Raw genomic sequence first — 9,297 nt, 5'->3', positions numbered from 1 at the left:
TGGTGAAAAAGCAGTTTATTATAATAAGTTACGAATTCTTCTTCCTGCACTCCTGCGCAACAACGTCTTCAAAGAAATTGGATTGAAAATTTTTCGTAGGGGGACGAATATCAAATTTTTTTGTTGAAAAAAAAATTTTTTACTCACTTGATTTTTCGCCAATAACAACAGTGTGGGAAGCCTCCAAATTTTTCTTCCTATTTCGCTGAAACGCAAATTCCATGCGGCCTAGAACGATTCCACCCCATCCCACCTGATTGACCACAACATCATCACCCGAAATATTTTTATACACAACAGGTGAGTCAAAAAACGTATGTGTATGACCGCCTATTATGACATCAATATTGTCTGATTCCTTAGCTAAAACCACATCACTCACCTTATTTTCCTTATACTGGTAACCCAGGTGGCTCAAACAGATGACCATATCACATTTTTCCTTTGTCTTCAGGTGATGCGCCACCCTGTTAGCCGACTGGACCGGATCGAGGTACTTAGTGGCACCAAACAGGTTATCGGGCACCAGTCCCATTAATTCAATTCCCACTCCTGTCACACCGATCTTCAGCTTCCCCTTCTTAAATATGGTATAAGGCAGGGTCTTGTGTTCAAGCGGCGTACCGGTAAAGTCATAGTTGCTGACCAAAACGGGGAAACCGCCTTTTACCAGCTGGTTGGCAAAATTCTCCATGCCAGCATCAAAGTCATGGTTACCCATCGTACAGGCATCATAACCCATTGCTGCCATGGCCTTCATTTCCGGCTCCCCCTTATAAAAATTGAAATAAGGTGTCCCCTGGAATATATCCCCGGCATCCAGCAACAATACATGCTTGCCTTCTTCCCTCACCTTCCTGATCACCTCAGCCCTGGCTGCAACCCCGCCAAGCCCCTGGTTCCTTGATCCATCCATAGGGAAGGGTTCCAACCTGCTATGTACATCATTCGTATGAAGGATCACGAGCCGCTCCGGCTGTTCTTCTGCTTTCAATTCGTTGAGCAAGGGGCTACCAGCCAGTAATGCCCCACCGGTTAAAGCCGTTTTTTGTATGAATTTTCTCCTACTGAGCATTGACAATCCTGTTTTCCAGTTCTGCATTGATTTTCTTTCCTTCCTGGCCAAGCCTGCTAAAGTATTGGATGAAGGCGTCCCTCACCAGGTAACCTTTATTGATCTGGGGGTATTTCCTCATCATCCAACAATCATCACCGCCATTGGCAATAAAATCAGCATTTGCAATGACATATTCCTTATTTGGATCAAAAGGCTCCCCACCGATCAAAATGGACTCTGCTTTCTTGTCCCTGATCTGGAACTGCACCCCACTGCAGGGCCAGCCGCCACGAGCCGCTATATGGTCCAATAGTTCCTTGACAGTAGAGGCCGGCAGTTTCTGCAACACCAGGATATTATCGAAAGGCATTATTTCAAAAACCTTTCCAATGGTCAGCGGCCCCGCAGGAAGCTGTGTCAACCTTACCCCACCATAATTCACGAAAGCAGCGTCGATGGCCATGCCATACAATCGCTCCCCTTCCTGCTTCATCGCATCCGCCAGCACATTGCCCAGTTTGCTTTCTGGCTGCTTCTTATCTAGGGCGACTTCCACTTCAGCGATCACCTTATTCATGCTTTTGTTCACACTATCCGCATAGGGCAATAGCATATCCTGCAAAGCATTGTCTGCAGGCATGGTATTCCTGATCCGGTAAGCAGTATAATTCATGGAGCCGGCCGTGTATTGACGGGCACAAGCGCCCATCATCAAAGCCAGTGGAAGGCAGCTACTTACCAGGACCCATTTTTTCCAATTATTCATACGAATGATTAAAAGGTACAAATTATTTTTTCTTTCATACCATCCTTTTTGTAAGGGGCGCAAAGTTCCCAAACATAAATGGAAATAAAAAACTCAACCAGCCTGCTATCCAGTAAAAGACAAAGAAAACAGGGTTAAAAATTATTGACTGTAATCAAACCACACATCCTGCTAACAGTTGTTCACAATTGAAAAGCAAGGATCATTACATTATATTGCTCTACACATCGCCCGCCGAAGCTTTAGCGAAGGCGGGTCACCTCGCCCGCCGAAGCTTCAGCGAAGGCGGGCCACTTCCTCCCTCCTTCCTATCTTTGCCCAATCTTTTAGGATAACTACCTAACCATGAAGCAAGTCATCAGTCTACAGGTGAGCCCGGCTGAAGCCGCAGACCACCAGTCCATCAAGCAATATATTGCCAGCGCCAGCTCCCGAAGGCCGGAAGAGGTAACGGGGTTCCATATCCTGAAAAAATCCATTGACGCAAGAGGGAGGAATGTGCGGATCAACCTGACACTGGACGCATTCATAGGCGAGCCCTTCGTGGAAAGGACCATTCCCGGCATCCATTTTAATGATGTAAGCAAGGCCAGCCAAAAGGTGATCATCATTGGTGCCGGTCCCTGCGGCCTTTTCGCCGCCCTGCAACTTATAGAGATGGGCGTAAAACCCATTATCCTGGAAAGGGGTAAGGATGTGCGGGCGAGGAGGCGCGACCTGGCAGCCCTGAACAAGGAAGGTGTGGTCAACCCGGAAAGCAATTACTGTTTCGGCGAAGGCGGAGCAGGCACTTATAGTGACGGCAAGTTGTATACACGCAGTAACAAAAGGGGTAGCATCGACCGTATCCTCCACCTTTTGGTGCGGTTTGGGGCCGATGAACGTATCCTTTATGAAGCCCACCCGCATATTGGCACCAATAAACTCCCCCATATCATCACCGCTATCCGTGAACAGATCCAGGAGGCAGGTGGTGATTTCCTGTTCGAACAAAAAGTGACCGGCTTCCAGGTCGCTGATGGCACCATCAATGGGGTCATAACGGCAAAGGGCGACCGATTCCATGCAGATGCAGTGATCCTTGCCACCGGCCATTCGGCCCGGGATATCTTTACCCTCCTGCATGACCATCAGATCCTTATCGAAGCCAAACCCTTTGCGCTGGGCGTTCGTATAGAACATCCCCAGGAACTGATCGATAGTATCCAATACCATTGTCCTGCCAGGGGTGAATACCTGCCGCCTGCTTCTTACAGCCTGGTGCAACAGGTAAATGGAAGTGGCGTCTTCTCCTTTTGCATGTGCCCCGGAGGCATCATCGCCCCTGCTTCGACCAACCCGGGCGAATTGGTGGTGAATGGCTGGAGTCCTTCCAAAAGAAATAATCCCTTTGCCAATTCAGGCATGGTGGTTGAGATCCCGGTAGGCTCCGAATCGGCTATGCTTTCCCGTGAGTTAATGGGAACACCCCTTTCCGGAATGTTTTTCCAGGAGGCAGTGGAAAGGAAGGCCTTCGAAGCTGGCGGGGGAAAATTGGTAGCCCCGGCCCTCAGGATGACAGATTTTGCCAACAGGAAGGTGAGCACTTCCCTGCCCGATTGCTCATACCTGCCCGGCATTAATGGCGCTGCCCTGTGGGATGTACTTCCTGGATTCGTTTACACCAACCTGGCAGAAGCTTTCAAAGAATTCGGCAAAAAGATGCGGGGCTATTATACCCAGGATGCTGTTGTGGTAGCCACGGAATCGAGGACATCCTCCCCTGTCCGCATTCCCAGGGACCCCCACCGGCTGGAGCACCCACAGGTGAAAGGGCTTTATCCCGCTGGCGAAGGTGCAGGCTATGCAGGCGGCATCATTAGTGCAGCTATGGACGGGGAAAAAGTTGCCCGTGCCATCATTACCGCACTTACCGGAAAAGAATTCTGATCCCTTTGTAATAAACAGCCATTGACGGCGACCAATAAGGAAACTACCCAGTCATCGTGATTTTGGGCAGGGGAATTCCATTGCACTTATTTTTGAATCAAATCAACCTTATGGCCTTATTGGATGTCAGGAATCTCAGAAAGTATTACGCTACCCAGAAAGCGGTGGATGATATCAGCTTTTCCATCCAGCCCGGCAGCATATTCGGACTGCTTGGTCCCAACGGTGCAGGCAAGACCACTTTGCTGCGCATGATCACCGGCATTTTTCTTCCCGATGAGGGAGAGATCATTTTTGATGGCAAACCCTTCGATCCTGCCAACGACATTGTACGCATTGGCTACATGCCTGAGGAAAGGGGATTGTACAAAAAGATGAAGATCGGTGAACATGCCCTCTACCTTGCACAACTGAAAGGATTATCCAAGGCCGAGGCACTGGAAAAAGTAAAGGAATGGTTCATCAAGTTTGACATGCAAAGCTGGTGGAGCAAAAAGGTGGAAGACCTGAGCAAGGGCATGGGCCAGAAACTGCAATTCGTGACCACGGTCCTGCATGAACCCAAACTCATCATCCTGGACGAACCCTTTAGCGGGCTGGACCCCGTGAATGCCAACCTCATCAAGGATGAGATCTACCAATTGGCCAAGCGGGGGTGCACGATCATCTTCAGCACGCACCGGATGGAGCAGGTGGAAGAGATCTGTGACCATATCATCCTGGTGAACAAAGGGAAGAAGATCCTAGATGGCAATGTAGACGGTGTGAAGCAGCAATTCAAGGAGAATATTTTCAAACTGAGCTTTGACAAGGAGACAGCCCTGCATACCTCCTCCGGCTTTGAACTTATCCGCCAGAAAGGCAATGAGGCAATGATCAAACTGAAAGATGGACAGTCCACCAATGATGTCCTTTCCCAACTTATTGGCGAAGGGCATGGTATCAGGGGATTCCAGGAAGTGCTCCCCTCATTGAACGACATCTTTATCAGGCTGGTGAATGATAGCACTGCCACTACCCGCCAGTTTCTTGCCAACTAACCATTAAGCCAATTACAGACCATGAACAAGATATTGATCATCATACAAAGGGAATTTCTTTCCAGGGTGCAGAAAAAAACATTCCTGCTCTCTACGATATTACTCCCCCTATTCATTTTTGGATTCTACGCCCTTATCATTTATTTCAGTGTCAAGAGCGAGGATAACCTGAAGATCGCGATCGCCGACCAGGGTCAACAGATCAGCAACAAACTGCAGAGCGACCCTTCACTGAACTTTATCCAGGTTGACCAGGCCGATGCAGCTGCATTGCAACAACAACTCAATGAAAAGAAATTCGATGGCTATATCATCATCCCGGCCAATTACAATGCAGAGAAAGGGGACACATTGGTCTATGCCAGCAATTCCAACGTGGGCCTCATGACCAAGGAAAAGATAGAACGAAGGATCAATGCTGCTTTTGAAAAGAACAGGCTGAAGAACCTGCTTGCACCAGGGGTTACCCTGGCCCAGGTAGACAGCGCCAAATCATCCGTCAACCTGAAAGTGGCCAAGGGCGGGGAGAAGAGTGGCAGCACAGGATTTGCCTATGCATTAGGATTCATTTGCGGCATCCTCATCTATATGGTCCTCTTCATTTACGGGTCCATGGTGATGCGCGGTGTAATGGAAGAAAAGACCAACCGCATCGCGGAGGTAATGGTAAGCAGTGTAAAACCATTCCAACTCATGCTGGGAAAGATCATTGGTATCGGCGCGGTAGGGCTGGTCCAATTCCTGATCTGGGGTGTCCTGATCTTTGCACTGCAGGCATTGGTGCCGGTATTCTTCCCCGGAGCCATGGAAGTAGCCGCCCAGCATTCCAATGATCTCCCGAATATGAATGGCAATACCAAGCAGGTGGAAATGATCAGGCAGGTCATGCAAAACCTCAACTCCGTGAATATCGGGCTGATCGTCTTTTGTTTCTTCTTTTATTTCCTTGGTGGCTACCTGCTCTATTCTTCCCTCTTTGCAGCGGTGGGTAGTGCAGTTAACGAAGACCCTCAAGATGCCCAATCCCTGATGCTCCCCATCACCATGCCGATCATTTTTTCCTTCGTGATCATGACGCAGGCCATCAACAAACCAGATGGGGCACTGGCCTTGTTTGGCAGTCTTTTCCCCTTATCCTCACCCATCGTCATGATGGCAAGGCTTCCCTACGGTGTACCGGCATGGCAACTGGCATTATCCTTTGTGCTCCTGATCCTTGGTTTCATCTTTACTGCCTGGCTGGCCGCAAGGATCTATAGGGTAGGCATATTGATGTATGGCAAGAAGCCTACCTGGAAAGAATTGTGGAAATGGGCATTTGCCAAGATCTGATCGAATAACCGGCCGAGGCCGGTTATTTTTTTGCCATAATAAGGAATGATAACTTTAGGGAAGATGTCGGGAACCCAATTATATTTCATTGCCATGGTCGCACCGGAACCGGTGGAAACCAGTGTGGGTGGTTTCAAACAGTACATGCTTGAAACTTATGGTTGTAAAGTGGCCCTGAAATCACCGGCACATATCACCCTGGTACCACCCTTCAAAATGGATGAAAGGGAGGAAGAAACCCTTACTGCTACCATGGATAAAATTGTTGCCCCGCACCAGGCATTCCCTATTGAATTGAATGGGTTCGATGCATTCCCACCAAGGGTGATCTTTGTCAACATTTTGTCCAACCCACTTTTAAGTAAACTATTCGACTCCCTCCAACACCAACTGCACCATTTCAGGCCCCTGCTGTTTGAACCGGATAAGAGGCCCTTCCATCCCCATATGACCATTGCCAACCGCGATATTCCCCATCGCCGTTTCAATGAGGCATTGGCCTATTTCCATAGCATGGGTTACCAAAGCAACTGGCAGGCAGAAACAGTTTCCCTGCTGAAATACAGTCCGGGCAAATGGCGCGTCATCCACGAATCCCCGCTGGCAGGCTAAGGCCTTCCCGTCCTGTTAAAAAATCCCCAATAAAGAAAACAACCCCTTGCAATACGAAAAGTATCGTATTTTTATACGAACAAATTCGTAATTAAAACCTTTCGTATGTTACCATTCATGAAAAAAAGGGCTTACCTGACACTTCCATTCATAGCCGGCCTGGCCCTGGCCAATATCAGCTGGACTTCAGAAGTGATCCATACCAGTGCCCTGAACAACTGGTATGATACCCCGGCATCAGATACCGTACCCGGCCGCCAGGGGGAAAAGAAGGGAACCATTACCTGGTCGGGCGCTGCCACCCTGGATGACCATATCAGGAATATTGAGCAAGCAGGCAAGGACCTGGACCGCGAAATGGATAAGGACTGGGGAAAGATAGAAGCAGATATCCAAAGATCCCTGGCCAGTATTGATGATAAGGAATTGGAGCAGCAGATCCAAAAGGCGATGGAAGAAACCGAGAAGGCCATGGCCAGTTTGCAACTGGACCAGAAAAAAATGCAGGAGGACCTTGCCAAAATGCAGGAAGAGATCCAACGTGCCATGGAGGACCTGAAGAAGGAAGGCAGGTCGGCCAATTGGGAAAAGGAAATGGAGAAAGCAGTCGAAAGCGCCAGGATTGCCGCAAAGAATGCAGCCAGGATCAACGAAGATGAGATCAGGAAAGCACTATCAAAAGCAAAAGAGGATATGGCAAAGAACAAGGCCAATCTATCCGTCCACCTGGAATCAGCGCGCAAGGAAATCTCCGGGAACAAGTTAAAGATCAAGGAAAGTCTTCAGGAAGCGAAGAAAAGCCTGGAATCCGCTAAGAAGGAACTTGAAGGGTATAAGACCATGATCGCAGACATGGAAAAGAATGGTTTAATAGACACCAAAAAAGATTACACTATCGAATATAAAAGCGGTAACCTATCGATCAATGGTAAGGAGCAACCCAATACCATAACAGAAAAATACCGCAAGTACTTTAAACATAACGCTACCAGGTTGGAAAAAACCGAAGGCAAATTTGAAATCGAATCCAACCAGTAAATGCAGTTCTGCATCTAAACCTTGTCCAAAGAAAAAAAGCGGGAGTGATCCCGCTTTTCTTATAAATATAAAATCAGATTAAATGATACCATCCACCAATCGCAGTATGGGATGTTCAAATTCATGCATAGGTTCCATTCCAGCTTTCTCAACAGGCATATCCACATTAACCTTGATCACCTGGCCACTCTTCAATTGAACGGCATCTTTCTTCACATTGCGATAACCCTTCTTTTCAAACTGGAGGGAAAGGTCACCGGCTGGCACCTGTTGCAATTTGAAATAGCCGGAAGCATCTGTTGAAACTTCCTTATTGACCTTATTCTTCCCGGTGGAAGCGGAAACAATAACACCGGCTACAGGTTTTTTGGTTGAAGCATCTACAACATATCCGTGCACCACACCTTCGCTTTTCCCAGAATTCCCTTCACTGGCCATGGCGGAGCTGGAAAGCGTCCAACTACCCAAAAGAAACAGCAGGCAACCCAGTTTTCTCATGATGCAATTATTAATGGTGACCAAGCGGGGATTCCAGGGCTTCCTGAAACTCCTGCCATAAATTTCGTACAATTTTCCCAGCTGGAAGAATATCTTTTATCAGGGAACTTACCTGGCCAATTTCGAGCTCCCCCTCATCCATATCCCCCTCAAACATCCCTTTCTTTGCCCTGGCCCTTCCCAATAACTGTTTCAATTCTTCCTCAGAAGCCCCTCTTTGCTCAGCTTCAAACACTTCATGATAGAATTTGTTCTTCAGGAGCCGCACCGGAACCAGTTTTTTCATGCTTAGCTGGGTATCCCCCTCGTTGGAATGGATCACAGCATCCTTGAATGCCTGGTGGCTGGAAGCCTCCTCACTGGCCACAAAACGGGTACCCACCTGTACCCCTTCTGCCCCCAGCACCATGGCCGCCAGCATTTGCCTGCCGGTGGCGATCCCCCCGGCAGCAATAACGGGAATCTCCACTGCCTGTGCAACAGCAGGTACCAATACCAGGGTGGTCGTTTCTTCCCTGCCGTTATGGCCACCTGCTTCGAAGCCTTCGGCCACCACTGCATCACAACCTGCCTCCTGGGCCTTGAGCGCGAACTTGCTGCTACTCACCACATGAACAACCTTTATACCATTGGCCTTCAATACCGGGGTCCAGGTTTTGGGGTTTCCTGCAGAAGAGAAAACCACTTTCACCCCTTCCTCCACAATGATCCTGACCAATTCTTCCATATTGGGATACAAGAGCGGAATATTTACCCCGAATGGACGTTCTGTTGCTGCCTTGCATTTCTGTATATGTTCTTTCAACACATGGGGATACATGCTGCCTGCACCAAGGATCCCCAGGCCACCGGCATTACTAACGGCACTGGCTAAACGCCATCCGCTGGCCCAGATCATACCGGCCTGGATAATAGGGTAATCGATCTCAAATAACCTGGTAATTCGATTGGAAAAAACTGGAGGCATTTGGCAAATTTTATATGGGCGTCGTTATATGAAAACCGCTACCGGTCAAAACCTGCAT

General features: G+C 48.4%; 9 protein-coding genes. 5 read left to right on the top strand and 4 right to left on the bottom strand.

Annotated features, from left to right (window positions below; all coding sequences use genetic code 11):
- Positions 1–139 precede the first annotated feature (139 nt).
- On the bottom strand, positions 140–1,075 hold the full coding sequence (locus KJS94_RS18190) for a metallophosphoesterase (protein WP_214446716.1): 936 nt from the start codon (positions 1,073–1,075) through the stop codon (positions 140–142).
- Entirely contained in the window at positions 1,065–1,823 is a 759-nt protein-coding gene (locus KJS94_RS18185; protein ID WP_214446715.1) for a 5'-nucleotidase C-terminal domain-containing protein, read from the bottom strand. Before KJS94_RS18185 ends, KJS94_RS18190 begins: the two co-directional genes overlap by 11 nt.
- 345 nt (positions 1,824–2,168) lie before the next feature.
- Here KJS94_RS18185 and KJS94_RS18180 point away from each other — a divergent pair, with 345 nt between their 5' ends.
- The 5 genes from KJS94_RS18180 (at position 2,169) to KJS94_RS18160 (ending at position 7,774) form a co-directional block, all read left to right on the top strand.
- Positions 2,169–3,752, top strand: a complete 1,584-nt coding sequence (locus tag KJS94_RS18180) for an NAD(P)/FAD-dependent oxidoreductase (RefSeq protein ID WP_214446714.1) — start codon at positions 2,169–2,171, stop codon at positions 3,750–3,752.
- A gap of 110 nt (positions 3,753–3,862) precedes the next feature.
- Positions 3,863–4,792, top strand: coding sequence for an ABC transporter ATP-binding protein (locus KJS94_RS18175; RefSeq protein WP_214446713.1), 930 nt, complete (start codon positions 3,863–3,865; stop codon positions 4,790–4,792).
- Positions 4,793–4,813: 21 nt separating this feature from the next.
- Positions 4,814–6,124 carry an ABC transporter permease gene (locus KJS94_RS18170; RefSeq protein ID WP_214446712.1) on the top strand — a complete coding sequence of 437 codons (1,311 nt, stop codon included), beginning with the start codon at positions 4,814–4,816 and terminating at the stop codon, positions 6,122–6,124.
- A gap of 63 nt (positions 6,125–6,187) precedes the next feature.
- Positions 6,188–6,736 (top strand): 2'-5' RNA ligase family protein, encoded by a 549-nt coding sequence (locus tag KJS94_RS18165; RefSeq protein WP_214446711.1) that lies wholly within the window; start codon positions 6,188–6,190, stop codon positions 6,734–6,736.
- A gap of 105 nt (positions 6,737–6,841) precedes the next feature.
- Complete coding sequence (locus KJS94_RS18160; protein ID WP_214446710.1) at positions 6,842–7,774, top strand: hypothetical protein; 933 nt, start codon at positions 6,842–6,844, stop codon at positions 7,772–7,774.
- A gap of 78 nt (positions 7,775–7,852) precedes the next feature.
- On the opposite strand, the gene KJS94_RS18155 is transcribed toward KJS94_RS18160, so the two are convergent.
- Together KJS94_RS18155 and KJS94_RS18150 are read right to left on the bottom strand one after the other, a co-directional pair.
- Entirely contained in the window at positions 7,853–8,272 is a 420-nt protein-coding gene (locus KJS94_RS18155) for a carboxypeptidase-like regulatory domain-containing protein (protein ID WP_214446709.1), read from the bottom strand.
- Positions 8,273–8,282: 10 nt separating this feature from the next.
- Positions 8,283–9,239 carry an NAD(P)H-dependent flavin oxidoreductase gene (locus KJS94_RS18150; RefSeq protein ID WP_214446708.1) on the bottom strand — a complete coding sequence of 319 codons (957 nt, stop codon included), beginning with the start codon at positions 9,237–9,239 and terminating at the stop codon, positions 8,283–8,285.
- Between the last annotated feature and the right edge of the window lie 58 nt (positions 9,240–9,297).

It is taken from the genome of Flavihumibacter rivuli, assembly GCF_018595685.2.
Classification (GTDB): domain Bacteria; phylum Bacteroidota; class Bacteroidia; order Chitinophagales; family Chitinophagaceae; genus Flavihumibacter; species Flavihumibacter rivuli.
Note: the sequence above shows the minus strand (reverse complement) of the source record. Positions and strands in the feature narration are given on the sequence as shown.

Bases quoted from the DNA above. Each gene is read 5' to 3' on its own strand.
- KJS94_RS18155 (WP_214446709.1), bottom strand. From the start codon at position 8,272: ATGAGAAAACTGGGTTGCCTGCTGTTTCTTTTGGGTAGTTGGACGCTT.
- KJS94_RS18165 (WP_214446711.1), top strand. From the start codon at position 6,188: ATGTCGGGAACCCAATTATATTTCATTGCCATGGTCGCACCGGAACCG.
- KJS94_RS18180 (WP_214446714.1), top strand. From the start codon at position 2,169: ATGAAGCAAGTCATCAGTCTACAGGTGAGCCCGGCTGAAGCCGCAGAC.
- KJS94_RS18160 (WP_214446710.1), top strand. From the start codon at position 6,842: ATGTTACCATTCATGAAAAAAAGGGCTTACCTGACACTTCCATTCATA.
- KJS94_RS18185 (WP_214446715.1), bottom strand. From the start codon at position 1,823: ATGAATAATTGGAAAAAATGGGTCCTGGTAAGTAGCTGCCTTCCACTG.
- KJS94_RS18170 (WP_214446712.1), top strand. From the start codon at position 4,814: ATGAACAAGATATTGATCATCATACAAAGGGAATTTCTTTCCAGGGTG.
- KJS94_RS18150 (WP_214446708.1), bottom strand. From the start codon at position 9,239: ATGCCTCCAGTTTTTTCCAATCGAATTACCAGGTTATTTGAGATCGAT.
- KJS94_RS18175 (WP_214446713.1), top strand. From the start codon at position 3,863: ATGGCCTTATTGGATGTCAGGAATCTCAGAAAGTATTACGCTACCCAG.
- KJS94_RS18190 (WP_214446716.1), bottom strand. From the start codon at position 1,075: ATGCTCAGTAGGAGAAAATTCATACAAAAAACGGCTTTAACCGGTGGG.